Source organism: Rhodococcus sp. ACPA4 (genome assembly GCF_002300185.1).
Lineage (GTDB): Bacteria > Actinomycetota > Actinomycetes > Mycobacteriales > Mycobacteriaceae > Rhodococcus_F > Rhodococcus_F globerula.
In genome coordinates, this window is the sequence record NZ_NSDY01000001.1 from 4914107 (window position 1) to 4932156 (window position 18050).

The 18050-nt window shown below is 61.4% G+C and carries 15 protein-coding genes; 10 read left to right on the forward strand and 5 right to left on the reverse strand.

The window, feature by feature from the left end:
• The first annotated feature begins 82 nt into the window (after positions 1-82).
• Entirely contained in the window at positions 83-1405 is a 1323-nt protein-coding gene (locus CJ178_RS22520; protein WP_095887699.1) for an MFS transporter, read from the forward strand.
• 97 nt (positions 1406-1502) lie between these two features.
• Here the strand turns inward: CJ178_RS22520 and CJ178_RS22525 are convergent, their stop codons facing one another.
• The 3 genes from CJ178_RS22525 to CJ178_RS22535 are packed head-to-tail and all read right to left on the reverse strand — an operon-like array spanning position 1503 to position 4140.
• Positions 1503-1889: a carboxymuconolactone decarboxylase family protein gene (locus CJ178_RS22525; protein ID WP_218833740.1), complete on the reverse strand. Its 387-nt coding sequence runs from the start codon at positions 1887-1889 to the stop codon at positions 1503-1505.
• A gap of 33 nt (positions 1890-1922) precedes the next feature.
• Entirely contained in the window at positions 1923-3494 is a 1572-nt protein-coding gene (locus CJ178_RS22530) for a long-chain-fatty-acid--CoA ligase (RefSeq protein ID WP_095887701.1), read from the reverse strand.
• A gap of 34 nt (positions 3495-3528) precedes the next feature.
• Positions 3529-4140 (reverse strand): RBBP9/YdeN family alpha/beta hydrolase, encoded by a 612-nt coding sequence (locus tag CJ178_RS22535; protein WP_095887702.1) that lies wholly within the window; start codon positions 4138-4140, stop codon positions 3529-3531.
• Positions 4141-4606: 466 nt separating this feature from the next.
• Here CJ178_RS22535 and CJ178_RS22540 point away from each other — a divergent pair, with 466 nt between their 5' ends.
• The 5 genes from CJ178_RS22540 (at position 4607) to CJ178_RS22560 (ending at position 9860) form a co-directional block, all read left to right on the forward strand.
• A complete protein-coding gene (locus CJ178_RS22540) occupies positions 4607-5659 on the forward strand; it encodes a 3-keto-5-aminohexanoate cleavage protein (RefSeq protein WP_033237424.1) in 1053 nt (350 codons plus the stop codon).
• Between the two features lie 166 nt (positions 5660-5825).
• Entirely contained in the window at positions 5826-6851 is a 1026-nt protein-coding gene (locus tag CJ178_RS22545; protein WP_033235858.1) for an ABC transporter substrate-binding protein, read from the forward strand.
• On the forward strand, positions 6848-7735 hold the full coding sequence (locus CJ178_RS22550; protein ID WP_095887703.1) for an ABC transporter permease: 888 nt from the start codon (positions 6848-6850) through the stop codon (positions 7733-7735). The genes CJ178_RS22545 and CJ178_RS22550 overlap by 4 nt, the downstream gene beginning before the upstream one ends.
• On the forward strand, positions 7735-8544 hold the full coding sequence (locus CJ178_RS22555; protein ID WP_045066868.1) for an ABC transporter ATP-binding protein: 810 nt from the start codon (positions 7735-7737) through the stop codon (positions 8542-8544). The genes CJ178_RS22550 and CJ178_RS22555 overlap by 1 nt, the downstream gene beginning before the upstream one ends.
• A gap of 368 nt (positions 8545-8912) precedes the next feature.
• Positions 8913-9860, forward strand: a complete 948-nt coding sequence (locus CJ178_RS22560) for a DUF1214 domain-containing protein (RefSeq protein ID WP_095887705.1) — start codon at positions 8913-8915, stop codon at positions 9858-9860.
• Between the two features lie 72 nt (positions 9861-9932).
• On the opposite strand, the gene CJ178_RS22565 is transcribed toward CJ178_RS22560, so the two are convergent.
• Positions 9933-10877, reverse strand: coding sequence for an AraC family transcriptional regulator (locus CJ178_RS22565; RefSeq protein ID WP_204368972.1), 945 nt, complete (start codon positions 10875-10877; stop codon positions 9933-9935).
• 247 nt (positions 10878-11124) lie between these two features.
• Between CJ178_RS22565 and CJ178_RS22570 the strand changes: the two genes are divergently transcribed.
• A complete protein-coding gene (locus CJ178_RS22570; protein WP_095887706.1) occupies positions 11125-11949 on the forward strand; it encodes an SDR family NAD(P)-dependent oxidoreductase in 825 nt (274 codons plus the stop codon).
• A gap of 47 nt (positions 11950-11996) precedes the next feature.
• Positions 11997-13022 carry an ABC transporter substrate-binding protein gene (locus CJ178_RS22575; protein ID WP_143547534.1) on the forward strand — a complete coding sequence of 342 codons (1026 nt, stop codon included), beginning with the start codon at positions 11997-11999 and terminating at the stop codon, positions 13020-13022.
• 9 nt (positions 13023-13031) lie between these two features.
• On the opposite strand, the gene CJ178_RS22580 is transcribed toward CJ178_RS22575, so the two are convergent.
• Positions 13032-14351 (reverse strand): ammonium transporter, encoded by a 1320-nt coding sequence (locus CJ178_RS22580; RefSeq protein ID WP_033235861.1) that lies wholly within the window; start codon positions 14349-14351, stop codon positions 13032-13034.
• Between the two features lie 163 nt (positions 14352-14514).
• On the opposite strand from CJ178_RS22580, the gene CJ178_RS22585 reads away from it, so the two are divergent.
• Positions 14515-16665: a DNA polymerase III subunit gamma and tau gene (locus tag CJ178_RS22585; protein ID WP_095887708.1), complete on the forward strand. Its 2151-nt coding sequence runs from the start codon at positions 14515-14517 to the stop codon at positions 16663-16665.
• A gap of 141 nt (positions 16666-16806) precedes the next feature.
• On the forward strand, positions 16807-18021 hold the full coding sequence (locus CJ178_RS22590; protein WP_033235863.1) for an acetyl-CoA C-acetyltransferase: 1215 nt from the start codon (positions 16807-16809) through the stop codon (positions 18019-18021).
• Positions 18022-18050 lie beyond the last annotated feature (29 nt).

The following is an 18050-nucleotide window of genomic DNA, read 5'->3' on the forward strand; positions in this document are numbered from 1 at the left end:
TCCATCAGGCGATTTCCGGAAACTTATACCTCGACCAGGGTTCCGCCGTCGTCTTCCTTCCTCGAATGCTCCAAGGAGAATCATGGGATTACAGGCTACTTCCACGCTCAGCGTGGACACCGCACGCAGCAGCGGTGGACGGCGAAAGATATACCCCTGGATCGTTTTTGCGCTGGCCTTCGGCCTCCTGCTCTCGGACTACATGTCCAGACAGGTCCTCAGCGCGGTTTTCCCGATCCTGAAAGCGGATTGGGATCTCTCCGATTCGCACTTGGCGTCGTTGAGCAGTGTTGTCGCGCTGATGGTCGGGTTGCTGACGTTCCCGCTCTCACTTCTGGCCGATCGTTGGGGCCGCGTCAAGAGCCTGATCCTGATGGCCGTGTTGTGGAGTGTCGCTACTCTGCTGTGCGCGATTGCCCAGTCCTATGAACAGATGCTCGGTGCGCGATTCCTCGTCGGTGTCGGTGAAGCCGCATACGGCAGTGTCGGTATTGCCGTGGTGCTCAGCGTGTTTGCGCCGCGAGTGCATGCAATGCTGGCCGGTGCCTTCATGGCCGGTGGTTCGTTCGGTTCGGTGATCGGTGTTGCGATCGGCGGGTTCATCGCCGTTCAGTTCAGTTGGCGTTGGTCCTTTGCCGCGATGGCGATCTTCGGTCTCATCCTCGTTGCGCTGTTCCGCGCTCTGGTTACCGAGAAGAAGTTGGCCGCTCACGCCGTCGAGGGTTCCGCCGGCGCCGCAGTGGAACCGGATGGGTACCGGGCGCCGGTATCGACATTGTTCACCAATCCGGCGGTGCTGTTCGCCTATATCGGTGGCGGGCTGCAGATGTTCACTGCCGCTGTACTTCTGGCGTGGTTGCCGAGTTTCTTCAACCGCTACTACGATCTTGCGCCGGACAAGGCCGGAGTCATGGCTTCGGTGTTCGTTCTCCTGGTCGGCAGCGGCATGGTGGTCTGCGGATTCATCACCGACCGGTTCAGCCATGACAACTCGGCAAAGAAGTGGACTACGGCGATCGTCTACTGTGTGATCTCCCTGGTGTCCTTGGGTATCGGTCTCCGGTTAGGCACGGGCACAGCGCAACTCGTACTTCTGGGAATCGGCGCATTCTTCTCTGCCGGCTGTTCGGGTCCGACAGCGGCGATGGTCGCCAACCTCACGCATCATTCGATCCGCGCATCGGCCATGGGAACGCTGACGGTCGCCAACAACCTGCTCGGACTGGCGCTCGGTCCCTTTGTCATCGGCATTCTTGCCGATCATCTCGGACTCCTGAGAGCGCTGCAGCTTTCACCCTTGGTCTACATTGCCGCCGTGGTTGCCTTTATTGCGGGCAAGCGTGCGTACCCGGCCGGTATTCGTCGTCTGGAGAATCTTCAGAAAGCGCCTGCAATGAACGCCTGATCCGCCATTGCAACTCGAATGGGCACCTACCCGCTATTTGCGAGTAGGTGCCCATTCGTCTGTCAGCTGATGTTGTGGCACAGAAGAACTGCCGAATTCAGTTATCCGACTGACGCTGCTTGTGTGCTTCCATCTCCTCGACGAGGATCGGAACGCCGACGTTGCACGAGTGGATACCCACCACGGTCGCCAGCTTGAGGACCTCGAGAATCTCCTGCGGAGTCACCCCCATGTCCAAGGCTGCCTGGATATGGCGCCTGGTACCCGGTGCATACATGTGGGTGGCGGAGGCGTCGACGGCGATACACAGCAGCTGAACAACTTTCGGTGAGAGGACACCGCTCTGATACGGCTCCATCGCCATTTTCATATACAGTTCGGTCCAGTTCGGGTCCATGTCGTACAACCCGTCCCAGAGCGTGTTCCAGCCGCCGCCGGCCTTCATCGCCTCGACTACTGGATAGCTGTTGGTGTCCTCGGTCATCATTCCTCCGTTTGTTGTTCGATTCGAGCAGGTCTAGCGGGCGGTTGAGGTGGCCGCGAGTTCGCGCTTGAGAATTTTCCCGGTTGCGGTCATCGGCAGTTCGGTGACGAACTCGACGTGGCGGGGGTACTTGTAACTGGCCATCTGTTCTTTCGACCACGCGATCAGGTCGTCAGCCGTGATCTGCGCTGCCGGGTGGAGGATGACAAACGCCTTGATCTCCTCGCCATGTCTCTCGTCGGGCAACCCGACGACTGCGGCGAGCGAAACGGCGTCGTGGGTCACGAGGACTTCTTCGATTTCGCGAGGGTAGACGTTGAATCCACCTCGAACGATCAGGTCCTTCGCGCGATCCACTATGTAGTAGAAGCCGTCGTCGTCGACGCGAGCCAAGTCGCCGGTGCGGAACCAGCCGTCATGCATGACTTCGGCAGTGGCGTCGGGGCGGTTGTAGTAGCCCTTCATGACGTTGTGGCCGCGCAGAGCGATCTCACCGACTTGATCCTGGCCGGTGACGGTGTTCCAGTGCTTGTCCACCAGTCGCGCCTCGATGCCCCAGATCGGGACTCCGATCGATCCCGGCCGAGGATCACGCTCCGGGTCGCTGAACAGTGCCAACGGCGAAGACTCGGACAGCCCGTAGCCTTCGAGGATCTGGACGCCGAACTGCCTCTTGAACTGGGTGAGAATCTCCACGGGCAACGCTGCGCCGCCGGAGATCGCCTTGCGCATGTTCCGCGCAATCTTCTCGACATCCACATTTCCTCCGTCGAGCGCGCCGAGCAGACCCCAGTACATAGTGGGCACGCCGGCAAAGACCGTGATGTTTTCCTGCTCCATCAACGCGAGCGCAGCGGCGGCCTCGAACCGGGGCATCAGGACCAGCGTCGAGCCGACGGAAAGTGCGGAGTTCATGGCGACGGTTTGGCCGAAGGAGTGGAACAGTGGGAGCGTGATCAGGCACGTATCGAGTTGTGTTGGGGTGCTGTCGAAGAGGCGATTGGCGCAGAGCGCGTTGAGAACCATGTTGGAGTGGGTGAGCTCTGCGCCTTTCGGAGTTCCCGTGGTTCCGCTGGTGTAGAGAATCACTGCCGTATCCGCCGGTTCTCGCACCACGGTTTCGAACTCGTTTGGCGTCGCAGCGATCGCCTGGGCAACCGTGTGGACGTCCGCGAGTTGCGACGGCCCCTGCGGATCGGCAGTGATCAGGAACATGTGACTGCACGCGGGAGCACCCTGGAACCCGTCGAGGCCGTACTCGCCGGTCGGCAGGTCGGGGCCACCTTCGAAACAGAAGTATGCTTTCGCATCTGAGTCGTTGAGGTGGTACGCAATCTCCCGGCCCTTCAGCAAGATGTTGAGCGGTACCACCACTGCACCAGCCTTGAGGATCCCGTAGTACACCGCGAGGAACTCGGGGATGTTCGGGCAGGAGAGCGCAACCTTGTCACCGGGTTGCACGCCTCGGGCCACGAGCAGGCTTGCGATCTTGTTCGCATGGCGGTTCAGTTCCGCGTAGGACTGGCGCTCGTCGCCGAGCACGACGGCGTCTCGATCCGGGTATCGCCGAGCCGAATCTTCCAGTAATGCAGATAAATTGAGCATCGCTGCGTGTCCTTCGAAGTGTAGGTAGGGGGGCTCAGGTCAGCGTTTGCGAGACCACGTCTTCGCGCACCTGGGTCAGCTCGCCGATGAATTCCTCGGCCTGCGACCATTCCCCGTACCCGGAGGCAGGATTCAGGTGTCCGACGTCGCCGAGGTCGACCAGACGGCTGCCCCAGACCTCGGCCATGTTGGCCACCCGGAGCCGATCGGCCAGCGGGTCGTTCGAACTCACTGCGACGATGCTCGGGAACGGCAGTTGGCGGCGCGGAATGGGCAACCATCCGTTGGTGCTGAGATCCTCCAGCATCGGATAACCCTCGGGTAGTTGGCGTTCCAGGTCCGCGGGAGTTGCCAGTAGCGCGCCCACGATCGGGCGATTCGCCTGTAGAGCCCAGTGGACGGTGATCATGACACCGGCGCTGTGGGCAACAAGCACGATCGGTCCGTCGATGTCGCTGATCACCGCGTCGAGGGCTGCGATCCGGGCAGCCAGGCTGAGTTTGTTCTCCGAGAGGGGAGGCACGCTACGTACCCGGTCCAGCTTGTTTTCCAGCAAAGTCTGCCAGTGTTCGTCGACGTGGTCGCGTAGGCCGGGCACGATCACGACGGTGGGTACTGAGGGGGCGTTCGCGGAAGGGTTGGTCATTGCCGTCTCCGGGGTTGTTTGGTGATGTTCGGGGCGTAGCGCCGGCGCGGGTCTGCCACTGTGGTTGATCGCCGGGGGCGGAACCCGATTTACGTTGTGACGGCGCGATCTACGAGGCGCTCGACACTCTTGTATCGGGGTCACGATAGCCGGATCGGTCCATCGATATTTGACATTATGAGACAAGCCTATTGACGTTTCGGGACTCGTAATCTCAGTGGGTCATGCGGGCCTTGGCTGCCCCAAGGGTCAAGAATCCTGTCTCAATGCGTCAAGTTCTATTGCTTCGACACGGCTATCGTGATCTCCATCACCAGGAAGGTCGAGTGCGCGGCAAATCACAGGCATTCGAGTGGAACGGGACGATACATGTTGTGATGCAACGACCTTCGGGTGCGAGCTGACACTGACGTCGTCTCGGGAAGCGCCCCTTCTTTCTCAGCTCTCATCTGATTGGAGTTTTGTTATGCATTTTCACGATGATGCCCTGTTCCCGGAGGTTCAGGAGAAGCTTGTGATTACGGTTGCGCCGTATGGTCCGGAGTGGGAGCCGGACGATTTTGCGGAGGATCTGCCGTTGACGATGGACGAGCATGTTCAGACTGCGGTGGATTGCTACAACGCGGGTGCGACGGTGTTGCATATTCATGTTCGTGAGCTTGACGGTAAGGGTTCGAAGCGGCTTTCGAAGTTCAACGAGTTGTTGGGCCGTTTGCGTGAGGCTGTGCCGGAGATGATTTTGCAGGTGGGTGGGTCGATTTCGTTTGCGCCGGAAGGTGAAGGTGCGGATGCGAAGTGGCTTTCCGATGATGTGCGGCATATGTTGGCGACGTTGGATCCGGCTCCGGATCAGGTGACGATTGCGATCAATACGTCGCAGATGAACATCATGGAGTTGATGACCCCGGATGATATTGCGGGGACGTCGATGGAGCGTCCGGAGTTGGCGAACACCTACCGTGAGATGACGGTTCCGGCGGGTCCGGAGTGGGTGGCGGAGCATTTGCGTCGGTTGCAGGAGGCGGGTATTCAGCCGCATTTCCAGCTCTCGAGTATTCCGCAGCTCGAGACGGTGGAGCGGTTGATCCGCCGGGGGATCTATACGGGTCCGGTGAATTTGACGTGGGTGGCGATCGGTGGTGGGTTCGACGGTCCGAATCCGTACAACATGATGAATTTCGTTTCGCGGGTTCCTGATGGTGCGTGTCTGACGCTCGAGACGTTGATGCGCAGTGTGTTGCCGGTGAACACGATGGCGATCGCGATGGGGTTGCATGCGCGGTGCGGTAACGAGGACACGATTTGGGGCCGTAAGGGCGAGAAGATGACGTCGGTGCAGCAGATCGAGCAGTTGGTGCGTATTGCGGGTGAGTTGGGCCGTGAGGTGGCTACGGGTAAGGAAGCTCGCGATATTTATCGGATCGGTCAGAGGTATGCCGATACCGATGAGACGTTGGCGAAGTTGGGTTATGCGCCGAATCGTCGGCCGGGTCAGTTGGGTTTCACCCACCACGCCTGATTTTTCGTCAACCTGCATGTTTTGTCCGGGGCGCGCCAGTACTGCCGTGCCCCGGACACGCTCAGTACAGCCGCCGGCGCATTTTGCGCACACCAATTGTGTTGGCTCGCATCCCGGTTCGTAGCGACTACCTTCACAAGACACTAAAGGGTATGAGAAAAGTCAGATGAGTTCACAACGTTCTTGGGCACGGAAGGCGGCGGTCATCGCCGCCACTACAGCGACCGCATTCAGTTTGGGTGCCTGCGGCAGTGATTCTGCCTCTGCCGACGGCTCTGTCATGAAGATCGGAATCACTCAGGGAGTGCCAGGCGATCTGCTCACCGTCGTTGCTGAAAACGAGGGCTTCTTCGACAAGCGTGGGGTCAACGTCGAACTGATGCCTCCCTCCTTGACCACCGCCCTCTCCGCCGCCGTCATTTCGAACGACATCACTGTCGGGACCATGGTGCCCGGGACCTTGTGGCCGGCAATCGACAAGGGCGCTTGTGCAAAGGCTTTGGGCTCCACGCTGGGAAACACGATGGATGTGATTGCGCAGCCGGGCACCGAGATCGCCGGTGACCCCACCGATCCCAACACCACTATGGCGAGCATCAAAGGAAAGACCATCGGTGTCACTTCCCGTGGATCCGGCATGGAACTGTGGATTACGCAGCTGCTCAACGATGCCGGTCTGGACCCGGCCAAGGACGTCACGTTCGTGGGAGTCGGAGCGCCGGCCACAGCAATCCAGGCGTTCAAGGCCAAGCAGGTTGACGTTCTCTACTACGGCCCCACTATGGCCGAGCAGTTGCCCGAATCCGAAGTAGTGCGCGTGACGGACATTATCGGCAAGCCCGGGAATGCGCTTTCCTCGCTTGTTCAGGGGTATCCCTCGGCGTCCTGCAACACGATCGAGCAACGCCCGAACGACTTGTTGAACTACTGCAAGGCGATGTGGGACACCTACGATTTTGCGCAGGATCCCAAAAACGCTGCGGCGATGGGCAAATGGATGTCCGAGCTGATCGGTGTCTCGCCTGCCGGGGGACCGGCAGCCTGGGACGCACTGAAATCGACGTATCTGCCGATGACCATCACGCAGGAATCGTGGGAAGCGCAAGCCGAGTTGGCTGGTTCGCCGGCTCCCGTCGCCCCGGATTTCGCCAGCTCGGTGTACGAACCGTGCACGGGTGGTGATCCGCGATGACCCCTCCCGCTGCCGTCGCGACGACGCGCGTCGACCCGGTACTTCAACCTGTCCCACCAGAGGAAAAGAAGCCGAAGGGTAAGAAAGTTGTTGTCGGCGCTACCGGCGCCAAGGCCAAACTTTCCGGCGGATCATTACTCGCGGTGCAGATAGCGCTGCTGATCGCGATACTGGCTGCCTGGCAGATCAGCTACAACTACGCCGGTGAGAACAAGCTGGTGGTGTCGAACCCGAAGCTCGTGTGGGAGGCCTTTCTAGCTTGGCAGGAGAAAGGCACTTTCTGGCCTGACCTGTGGTCGACGGTGTCTGCGGCCTTCATCGCATTGATTCTGAGCGCGGTGATCGGTATTGCCGCGGGCATCGGGCTCGCGCTGGCGCCGAGCGTCGAGGCCGTGGTTTCTCCGTTCCTGGACGCGATCAATGCGATGCCGCGCATTGCTCTTGCCCCGGTGTTCGTCATCTACTTCGGTATCGGTTCGACCTCGAAAATCGTCCTGGCATTCACGCTGGTTGTCTTCATCATCACCATCAATACCAGGGCCGGTGTTTCGAGTGCCGACTCGGAATTGCTTCGGCTGTCCGTGGTCATGGGAGCGAGTAAGTGGCAGCGCTTCTACAAGGTGCTCTTGCCGGTGGCCGTGCCGTCCATCTTCGCCGGTCTTCGGCTAGGCCTGATCTACTCGCTCCTCGGCGTAGTCGGCGCGGAACTCATCGCCTCGACAAGTGGCTTGGGGCAGCAGATCTCGGCATCCTCGGCTGCGTTCGACCTCGGGACGGTGTACGCCGCGCTGATCGTTCTTGCAGTGATCGCCGCAGTGTTCAACGCTGCCGCCGGGCGTATCGAGAAGTCGATTCTTCGTTGGCAACCCCCGCAGGACGCATGATGACGTATACAGGAGTGAAAGCTGTGGGAACCGACAACGCCGTTGCAGTCGAAGACCCCGCGTTCGAGATTCGTTCTGCAACATTGGATTACACGCCAGCTGGCGCGAGCACCTTCTCCGGAGTTCGAGATCTCTCGCTCACGGGTAAGCGGGGTGAGCTGTTGGTACTGGTAGGACACAGTGGCTGCGGAAAGACAACAGCGCTGAATCTGATGGGGGGATTGATTCATCCGACCACCGGCTCCGTCTCGGTGCTGGGCACCAGTCCGGCGCAGGCGCGTTCGGAGATGGGATACATGTTCGCCCGTGACGCGCTGTATCCGTGGCGTACGGCCAGGCAGAATGTGGAGCTCGGTATGGAGCTTGCTCATGTCGGAAAGGCCGAGCGGCGTGAGCGGTCGATGGAGATGCTGCGCAGAGTCGGACTCGAGGCTGCAGCGGACCGGTACCCGTGGCAACTGTCGCAGGGCATGCGTCAGCGTGCGGCTCTCGCCCGGACGTGGGTGATGAAGCCGGCATTGATCCTCATGGATGAGCCGTTCTCGGCGCTGGATGCGCAGACCCGCGACGTGGTTCGCGACGAATTCCTTGATGTGTGGAGCCAGGAACGGCAGACCGTGGTTTTCGTGACACACGATCTGAACGAGGCATTGCTCATCGCGGATCGGGTAGTTGCCATGCGCGCCGGTGAGGTTGTGGTGGATATGAAAATCGAGATGGATCGACCTCGAGATGAGGCCGGCCTGGAAAGCAGCAAGGAGTTCCGTGACATGTTGGGGGAGTTGCGCGCAACGCTGAACTCGCACTGATTCTCGCGCAGCGAGCACGCGCGGCGGTTGGCCCGTAAGGCAGCCGTGATTGATTAGTTGACCCCGCCAGTGAGAAGGCCCTGTCGCGAACACACGTGACAGGGCAGAGGTGTGGCGGTCGATCATGCACATCGTCGCGATCGGATGGGCGAGGGATCGCCAGAGTGCGCTGAACCGTCCACAGCGAAGGCGTCGGTCACGCCCTGACGCGAAAGGGTTCTCCAGGGATGCGGGCTCGATCTAACTCGGCCGATGATGCAGGGCGGGCAGATATCGCAGCCAGTGAATTCACCCGCGGCGGGCGAAGGCAGCGGTTCCACGGGCGATTAGCGTCGTCGTTGATCTGTTGATTCGAGAAGGGACGCCCCGTGGCCGAGATCGTAACCCGAGACAACTTCGTCGAGGCTGAAACCGCGCACTACTTCCGGGAGCAGCTCACCAAGGCCCCCGTCAACAGGTACTTTCACTCCAGGGTGCCGGTGAACGTCGAAACCCAGGTCGTGATCCGGTCGAACGTGGACCTGATCTACTCCTTCGCCGTCGTCGACGTGACCGAGGAAGCCACCTTCTCGCTCGCGCCGTCCAGCGAATACCAGGTGGCCGAGATCATCGACGAGAACCATTACGTCGTCGGTGTCATCTACCCCGGTGAGATTTTGACAGTGCGCAACGCCGACCTGTCCACCGGCACTCATGTGTATGTGGCGGGCCGCACCGCGACCGGGGGCGGGCTCGCCCGCGCCCACGAGTTGCAGGATGCACGCCGGATCACCGCCGCGACGTCCAATCCGTACCGAGGCCGGGAGTTCGACGAGGACACCCGCAAGTCGGTCGGCGCCGAGCTGGAAACTCATGCCGCCGAGGCGGACTTCTCCAAGGGCTTCGGTACCCCCGTCAGTACGGATTCTTACCAGCACCTGTTGGGCGCCCGCCTGGGCTGGGGTGGTCTGCCGCCCGAGGATGCCCAATACTTCCAGGCGGTGGCCACATCCACCGGTGTGGATGTGTGGACCTTTGCTGTTCCGCCGCTGGACTACGAGCGCAACGGATACTTCTCGGTGATCAAGTACGACGGGATGGGCTGGCTCGACGTCGACCGACCTGGCCTGTCCGACAGCGAACTGGTTCGCAACGACGACGGCACCATCAGCATCTGGTTCGGTGACGACCGCGTAGCGAACAAGCCGAACGTCATCCGCGCGACGGAGGGGCAGAAGTTCTATTACGGCATGCGCCTCTACCGTCCGCGTGATGCCGAGGAAACCCGCGAGTTCATCGAGAAGGTTCGGTCGACACCGATTGCTCCAGTTGGCTGACGGCTGTACCGCCAGTCGGTCCACTATTGCCTACCTCGGACATCATCGAAGCAGTCGGTGAACGGCCCGGAGTTACTGTTGCGGCCAGGCCTTCGGACTGCACCCGAACTGTTGGCGGAACCACCTCGAGAACGCGCTCAATTCGGAAAACCCGAGTTCCACCGAGATTTCGGTGAGGGAGCGATCCCCGCGCTCGATCGACAAGGTGGCGTGATCGCGTCGCACCGCATCCAGGATCGACGAGTACGTCTCACCCGACTGCGCTAATCTCCGATGCAGTGTCCGCCTGTCCATCCCCAGACTGCGCGCGATACGCGTCACCGAGCAATGCTCTGTCGGTAGCAGTGTGGCGATCAGGTCTCGGACCTGTCCGGCCAGGGACGGGTTCTCCGGCGGTGCGAGTAGTCCGAGATACTCTTGGGCGAACGGACGAAGTACGGGGTTGGACAGTCGATTTGGTGCATCCAAATCGCTTGTTGCAATGATGATTCCGTCGATCTCGTGATCGAAGTGGATGGACGGGCCGAAGATGCGAATGTGCATCTCGTCGTCGGCGGGCGCAGCGTGTGTGAAACAGGTGGATATCGGTAGCCATTCGTCGGGCAGGAAATCGCACAGGACTCGTAGGGTCGACGCGACAACCAGATCCACCGATTGCTGTCCCAGGATCATCCCGTCCATCGGCGTCACTCGAATCGTGGCCAGGCCGCGAGATTCTGTCAAATCGAGACGGATTGCTTCGTTGTGTAATTTCATGTGGCGCAATACGATTCCGAGTGCGCTCCGTACGTCGGGCTCCTCGCGTGCGATCAGGCCCACCGGACCGAGGTTCGACACACCGCGATCAAGGGACATTCTGAGGCCGAAATCGTCACGGCCCGATTGTGATGCGGAGAGTTCGAGCAACTCGCTCACGGACTTCGCTGCGATCCATCCCTGCGTCGCGGCAAACGAGGCGGGGTCGATCCCGGCAACCCGCATCAGGGGGTGAGGATTCAGTCCAACCGACTGTGCCACTTCGACATATCCGTTCAAGACAGCACTACGTAGCCTCAGCATCGACGGCCCGAACTCTCGACGTGTTGTCCCATGTCGTCAAGGATATCGACCCAATCTGTCAACGCGGTCGCCGGGACCGACTGTAGCGTGATGGTCGTCACATCGATTGGGCCGAGCATTGCCCCGCGACATGCTCGGTGCCCGAAAACCCTGTTGTCCACACCTTTTTGTCGGCACACGTATTTCTTCGAGAAAGGGATTGTGCATGAAACTTCTCAACCGGGTTGCGGTTGTCACGGGCGCCGGACAAGGTCTTGGCCGGGCTATCGCACTCGCGATGGCCGAGGAAGGCGCGAACCTTGTCCTGTGTGATGTTCAGGGTGACAAACTCGCAGAGGTATCAGCCGAGATCGAGGGCTTGGGGCGCGAGAGTCTTCCGGTTCGTTGTGATGTCTCGTCGAAAAGTGAAGTGGCCGAAATGTTCACGGCTGCAGCAGAGAGATTCGGTACCGTCCACATTCTCGTGAACAATGCGGCAATTGTGCCGACCTCGCCGGCCGACGAGATTCGACGTAACAAGCACTACGAGTACGTCACGACACCTGTTCCTCGGCGCGCAGTCGGAATTACCAGCAGCCTCGATGATGACGACTGGCTCCGGTGGTGGGATGTCAACGTGCACGGCCTGTTCTACTGCACCCGCGAGGCACTGAAGTACATGGAACCTCAGCAGTACGGCCGGATCGTCAACATTTCCTCTGTCGCCGGTATATCCACCGCAAGCATGCACAGTCCTGGTTACTCCGCGAGCAAGGCCGCCGTAGCGAACCTGACCAAGACTGTCGCCCTGGATGTAGCCGGCGCCAACATCTTTGTGAACGCAATCGCGTGCGGAGGTGTGCTCACTCCGCCGTTCGAGGCCTATCTCGAACATGCCACCGACGAGGAAAAGCAGAATCTCTATCAAATGATCCCGGTCGGACGGCTCGGAAAGCCTGAGGAATATGCGTCCCTGGCGCTCTACCTAGCCGGTGAAAATCACTATCTCGTCGGCCAGGTGATCAGCGTCAACGGCGGCGTCGTCATCTAGTCCAGGCTCCACATTCCGTCACCCACTTGAGTATTCGAGGACATCAGTTGAACACGCAAAGTTTCCGGACATCGAAGACGATGTTCATCGCCGCTACGACAGTTGCCGCATTCACTTTGGGGGCATGCGGGAGTGATGCCGCTTCGGCAGAGGGTTCCGTCATGAGGATCGGAGTCACCCAAGGGGTGCCCACCGATCTGCTTACCGTCGTCGCCGAGAACGAGGGGTTCTTCGACAAGCGTGGAGTCAACGTCGAATTGAATCCACCTGCCTTGACCAATGCTGTTGCCGCCGCGGTCATCTCCAACGACCTCACGGTCGGTTCGATGGTGCCGGCGATGCTGTGGCCGGCGATCGAGAAGGGCGCATGCGTGAAAGCTCTTGGCTCCCTGGTGGGCAACACGATGGATGTGATCGCGCAACCGGGAACCGAGATTGCCGGTGACCCAGCCGATCCCGACACCACGATGGCAAGCATCAAAGGCAAAACGATCGGCGTGACAGCCCGTGGTGCGGGAATGGAATTGTGGATCAGCCAGATGGCACAAGAGGCGGGTATGGATCCGGCCAAGGACATAACTTTTGTCGGAGTCGGAGCGCCTGCCACCGCAATCGCGGCGTTCAAGGCCAAACAGGTCGACGTCCTCTATTACGGTCCCACCATGGCGTCGCAGCTCTCCGAATCCGAGTTCGTGCGTGTCACGGACATCATCGGTAAGCCCGGCAATGCGCTGTCGGGTCTCAATCACGGTTATCCCACCGCGTCCTGCAGCACGATCGCAGAGCGTCCGAATGACGTCATGAATTACTGCAAGGCGATGTGGGACACCTACGATTTCTCGCAGGATCCGCAAAACGCCGCCGTAATGGGGAAGTGGATGGCAGAGCTGACCGGCGTGGCTCCGGAGGCGGGAACTGCGGCCTGGGAAGCGTTGAAGGACGCCTACCTGCCGATGACCATCACCAAGGAATCATGGGAAGAGCAGGCGCCCCTCGCTGGTTCGCCGGCACCTACCGTCCCGGATTTCGCGAGTTCGGTCTACGAGCCTTGTGCAGGCGGTGATCCCCGCTGACCCCTGCCTTCAGTCCCGGTCGCGTTCTCGTTCCCCACGTTCCTCTCGCTGACGCTGAAGGAACGGACTGGGGTTCTGGCCGCCGATCGGACCGTGTCCGAGGACGCCGTGCTCGTAGGCGGACTCGGCGTGCAGTGCGACGTCGATTCCGCGGGCCTCGTCTTCGCGCGAGATGCGGAAGCCGAAGGTTCGATCGATCAGCTTGCCGAGGCCGTAGGTGACACCGAAGGCATAGAGCGCGACGACGACAACACCGACAAACTGCTTACCGAGCTGTGCAAGACCGCCACCGTAGAAGAGTCCTTCAGGGCCGCCGGTCATGACGGCCGTCGCGAGGAGTCCGATCAACAGGGATCCGATGATGCCGCCGACGAGGTGCACGCCGACCACGTCGAGGGAGTCGTCGTAGCCGAGCTTGTGCTTCCAGCCAACGGCATAGGAGCAGACGATGCCGGCGATCAGTCCGATGATCACGGCCCCGAACATATTGACGGTTCCGCAGGACGGCGTGATTGCCACAAGGCCGGCAACGACGCCGGACGCGGCGCCGAAGGTCGTGGGATGGCCGTCGCGGTTCTGCTCGACGAACAGCCAGCCCAACAGGCCGGTGCAACCGGCGACGAGGGTGTTGAGGAAGATCTGCGCGGCCATACCGTCGGCGGCAAGAGCGGAACCGGCGTTGAAACCGAACCACCCGAACCACAGCAGGCCGACGCCGAGCAGGACGAAGGGAAGGTTGTGCGGACGCATCGACTCGGCTTTGAATCCCATGCGCTGACCGAGGACCAGAGCCAGAGCGAGGCCAGACGCGCCGGAGACGATCTCGACGACCAAGCCGCCCGCGTAGTCGAGGGCTCCCATTCGAGCCAGCCAACCGTCCGGATTCCACACCCAGTGAGCGACCGGTGCGTAGACGAGGAGGGACCAGATCGGGACGAAGATCATCCAGGCGGAAAACTTTGCCCGGTCTGCGATGGCGCCACTGATCAGTGCTGCGGTCAGGATGGCGAACGTCAGTTGGAAGGTCGCGAACAGCACTTCCGGAACGTTCCCGTGCACGGTCGACGGGTCGATACCTGCCATCCCGAGGTGTTCGAGTCCGCCGATGATGCCGCCGTGATCGTCACCGAATACGAGGCTGTAACCCACGAACAGCCAGGCCACGGTGACAAGCGCGATGGAGACGAAGCTCATCATGATCATGTTCAGTACGCCGGTCGAGCGGACCATGCCGCCGTAGAACAAGGCAAGGCCCGGAGTCATCAGTAGAACGAGTGCGGTGCTGATGAGCAACCAGGCGGTTGCTCCGGCGTCGATGGTGGCGGGCACAGTTTTCTCCTCCCACATGCGGACCTGTCCGCATGCTCGGCATCCACGATGGGTGCGTGTGGTTTCCACTGCGCTGCGACCATGTTGCGAACATGTTTCGTATCCGTCTGGGCGTTGCACCCGCACCGGGCGAGCTGTCGTACCTCGCCGGTAGTCTTTGCGCGTGGCCCTGTACCGGAAGTATCGACCGGCGTCCTTCGCCGAGGTGGTGGGGCAGGAACATGTCACCGCACCACTGAGCACCGCCCTCGACGCAGGGCGTATCAACCATGCCTATCTGTTCTCCGGCCCTCGTGGCTGCGGAAAGACGTCGTCAGCTCGTATTCTGGCGCGTTCACTGAACTGCAAGGAAGGCCCGACGTCGACGCCGTGTGGAGTGTGCAACTCCTGTATCGCGCTCGGTCCTGGCGGTTCCGGCAACGTCGATGTCACCGAACTCGACGCCGCGAGTCACGGTGGTGTCGACGACACCCGTGAGCTTCGCGACAAAGCCTTCTACGCGCCGGCCGAGTCGAACTACCGCATCTTCATCATCGACGAGGCCCACATGGTCACGGCGGCGGGTTTCAACGCACTCCTCAAGATCGTGGAAGAGCCGCCCGAGCATCTCATCTTCGTCTTCGCGACCACGGAACCCGAAAAGGTCCTTCCGACCATTCGGTCGCGTACGCACCACTATCCGTTCCGGCTTCTCGCGCCGTCCACGATGCGCGGGCTCCTCGAGAACGTGTGTGCGCAAGAGAACGTCGCTGTCGAGCCGGCGGTGTACCCATTGGTCATCAAGGCCGGTGGCGGATCGCCGCGTGACTCTCTCAGCGTTCTCGATCAGCTCCTGGCCGGAGCCGGCGACGAAGGCGTCACCTACCCGCGGGCTCTCTCACTTCTCGGCGTTACCGACGTGGCCCTCATCGACGAGGCCGTGGACGCACTGTCCGCCGGTAACGGTGCCGCGCTGTTCGGAACCGTCGAACGTGTCATGGACGCCGGGCACGATCCCCGTAGATTTGCACTCGACCTCCTCGAACGCCTCCGCGATCTCATCCTGATGCAAGCAGTTCCCGACGCTGCCGAAACAGGATTGGTCGACGCACCCGAAGCTGAACTGGTCACCATGCGTGAACAGATTCAGAACGTCGGACCGGCCACCCTGACGCGTTTTGCCGAGACCGTCCACGCCGGGCTGGGTGAGATGCGCGGCGCCACCGCCCCTCGTCTGTTGCTCGAAGTGATGTGCGCGAGGATGCTGCTGCCATCGGCGTCGGATTCCGAATCGGCTCTGCTTCAGCGGTTGGAAAAGGTCGAAAGAGGTATCCCGGCAGCAGGTTTCGCGCCGGTAGGGTCCGTTGTTGCTGCTTCGAGTACGGCTCCGCCGGCAGTGCATGCTGCGCCGGCGCCGTCCCCAGAGCCTCCAGTGGAGTCCAAGTTCCAGCGTCCGTCGCAGCGCAAAGCAGAGCCGGAGGTTGTGCCGCCCGCACCTGTAGTCGAGGCCGCGCCTGAACCTGCGCCCGCGCCGGTGGTTGAGGTTGTACCTGCGCCTGAGTCGATTGTTGAGCCCGAACCTGCTCCGGTGGTTGAGGCTGCACCCGAACCTGCGCCTGAGCCCGTTGTCGAGCCCGCGCCGGTTGCCGAACCGGAACCCGAGCCCACTCCGGTTGAGGAAGAGGTACCGGTCGCGGCCCCAGCTTCGGCAGGCCCGACCGTCGAAACACTCCGCGAGTCGTGGAATACGTTGCGCAACAAGGTGGGTGAGCGAAACAAGGTCCTACCGGCCATGCTGTCGGCCGCGACGGTTCACGATGTGCGTGGCCATGTGTTGGTGATTGCGCATGTCACTCCGGTGCTCGGTGCGCGTGTCACCTCGCCGCACAATGCGGCGGTCATCTGTGAAGTGCTTTCCGAAATGTTCGGTGGCACTTGGCAAGTGGAATACCAGGAGGGTGCACCGGTTGTCCCGGCCGGTTCGGGTCCGGCAGCCAAGGCGGCCGAGGCTCCGGCGCGCCCGGCGGCAGCGCCACGGTTCTCGCGGCCAAGTCAGGAGCGGGCGGCCAAGGCTCCTGCGTCGACATCGCGGCCGCAGGGCGCAGATCGCGGTTCCGACGACATTCCGCCGCCCGAGGCTCCGGATTACCCGGACGACCCTGGACCGGCCCCCGAGGTCGACTACGAAGCGACACCTGCCGCGGCAACGCCGGAAGAAGAAAAGCAGATGTTCGCGGAGGCTGCGCAACCTGCCGATCCGACAACCCGTCGCGACCCGGAGGAAGTGGCAAAGGAACTGCTCAAGGACGTCCTGGGAGCACGCAAGCTCGAGTAGGTGCGGCCCGTCTGATCCTCTCGGTCATCAAGCACGATCGCTTTGGTCCTTCCCAATAATTTGGAACACGTTCTACAGTGGGTGGACCGGAGGTCTGACTGCAGGCCGGTTCGACGAATTAGACGGAAGGAACACCTCACAGTGACCACAGAGGCATTCATTTATGAAGCCATCCGTACCCCGCGAGGCCGCGGCAAGAAGACAGGGTCTTTGCACTCGGTCAAGCCGATTTCGCTGGTCACGGGTCTGATCCAGGAACTGCGCGTGCGCTTCCCCGATCTCGACGAAGACCGGATCTCCGATCTCATCCTCGGGATCGTCGGGCCGGTGGGCGATCAGGGTGCCGACATGGCGCGCATCGCTGTCAACGACGCGAAGCTTCCTGACACCGTCGGTGGCGTGCAGATCAACCGCTTCTGTGCGTCCGGTTTGGAAGCCGTGAACATGGCAGCCCAGAAGGTTCGCTCCGGTTGGGACGAGCTCGTGATCGCCGGTGGCGTCGAGTCCATGTCGAGGGTCCCGATGGGCTCGGACGGCGGACCGTGGGCACTGGACCCGGCCACCAACTACGACAACTACTTCGTTCCGCAGGGCGTCGGCGCAGACCTCATCGCCACCATCGAGGGTTTCTCGCGTGACGATGTCGACGCGTACGCCGTCCGGTCGCAGGATCTGGCCGCGAAGGCTTGGACCGGCGGATACTTTGCCAAGTCCGTTGTCCCGGTCAAGGACATCAACGGCATCACCGTTCTCGACAACGACGAGCACATGCGTCCGGGCACCACGGCGGCAAACCTTGCCGGACTTGCACCCGCGTTCAGTGTCGTCGGTGAGGTCGGCGGCTTCGACGCGGTAGCGCTGCAGAAGTACCACTGGGTCGAGAAGATCAACCACGTTCACCACGGTGGTAACAGCTCGGGAATCGTCGACGGCGCCGCACTGGTGCTCGTGGGCTCCGAGAGTGCCGGTCAGGCAATGAATTTGACCCCGCGTGCCCGCGTCGTCGCGACGGCGACCAGCGGTGCCGATTCCACGATCATGCTCACCGGCCCGACGCCGGCAACCAAGAAGGTTCTGGCTGCGGCCGGCCTGACGGTTGACGACATCGACCTGTTCGAGATCAACGAGGCTTTTGCCTCCGTCGTCCTGAAGTTCCAGAAGGACCTCAACATTCCGGACGAGAAGCTCAACGTCAACGGTGGCGCAATCGCCATGGGACACCCGCTCGGCGCCACTGGCGCAATGATTCTCGGCACGATGGTCGACGAACTCGAGCGTCGCGGTGGCAAGCGTGCTCTCGTCACGCTGTGCATCGGCGGCGGTATGGGCGTTGCCACCATCATCGAGCGCGTCTGACGCGACCGGACTACAGGAGACGAATCAGC

Bases quoted from the DNA above. Each gene is read 5' to 3' on its own strand.
- CJ178_RS22520 (WP_095887699.1), top strand. From the start codon at position 83: ATGGGATTACAGGCTACTTCCACGCTCAGCGTGGACACCGCACGCAGC.
- CJ178_RS22555 (WP_045066868.1), top strand. From the start codon at position 7,735: ATGACGTATACAGGAGTGAAAGCTGTGGGAACCGACAACGCCGTTGCA.
- CJ178_RS22535 (WP_095887702.1), bottom strand. From the start codon at position 4,140: ATGACCAACCCTTCCGCGAACGCCCCCTCAGTACCCACCGTCGTGATC.
- CJ178_RS22530 (WP_095887701.1), bottom strand. From the start codon at position 3,494: ATGCTCAATTTATCTGCATTACTGGAAGATTCGGCTCGGCGATACCCG.
- CJ178_RS22525 (WP_218833740.1), bottom strand. From the start codon at position 1,889: ATGACCGAGGACACCAACAGCTATCCAGTAGTCGAGGCGATGAAGGCC.
- CJ178_RS22540 (WP_033237424.1), top strand. From the start codon at position 4,607: ATGCATTTTCACGATGATGCCCTGTTCCCGGAGGTTCAGGAGAAGCTT.
- CJ178_RS22545 (WP_033235858.1), top strand. From the start codon at position 5,826: ATGAGTTCACAACGTTCTTGGGCACGGAAGGCGGCGGTCATCGCCGCC.
- CJ178_RS22570 (WP_095887706.1), top strand. From the start codon at position 11,125: ATGAAACTTCTCAACCGGGTTGCGGTTGTCACGGGCGCCGGACAAGGT.
- CJ178_RS22550 (WP_095887703.1), top strand. From the start codon at position 6,848: ATGACCCCTCCCGCTGCCGTCGCGACGACGCGCGTCGACCCGGTACTT.